At 46.3% G+C, this 419-nt stretch carries 1 pseudogene; it reads right to left on the bottom strand.

Features of this window, described 5'->3' with window-relative positions:
* Positions 1–287 (bottom strand): annotated as a pseudogene (locus J0A66_RS21800) (prolyl oligopeptidase family serine peptidase); the annotation flags it as partial.
* Between the last annotated feature and the right edge of the window lie 132 nt (positions 288–419).

The following is a 419-nucleotide window of genomic DNA, read 5'->3' as shown; positions in this document are numbered from 1 at the left end:
CCGTCGTTTTTAAAGAAGTAGGTATAGTTGCCCTCTTTAAAGGGCGCGCCGACCCGCTCATAGTTCCACAACTTGGTGATACGCTGTTTAATTTCATCACGATAAGGGATCTGCTCCAGGTAACCGAAGGTCACCTCATTTTGTGCTTTAACCCACTGAGCGGTTTCTTCGCTGCGATCATCTTCCAACCAACGATAAGGATCAGGGACTTGCGCGCCAAAATAGTTGTCCACATGGTCCGATTTTCTGGTTTTAACGTATTGAATAGTCTGCTCGTTTGCCTGCATAGATTGCTCTGTAGGTTGCATGGCTTGCTGTGAACAACCAGCCAGGATAGAGGTCGCCAGAATGGCGGGGAGAATAGGCTTCATTGATGTTCCTTTGTTATTTTAGTCAGCGTAATTTACCCTGATTGAAAG

The organism is Bowmanella dokdonensis, assembly GCF_017254865.1.
Classification (GTDB): domain Bacteria; phylum Pseudomonadota; class Gammaproteobacteria; order Enterobacterales; family Alteromonadaceae; genus Bowmanella; species Bowmanella dokdonensis.
This window is presented reverse-complemented; position numbering and strand designations above follow the sequence as displayed.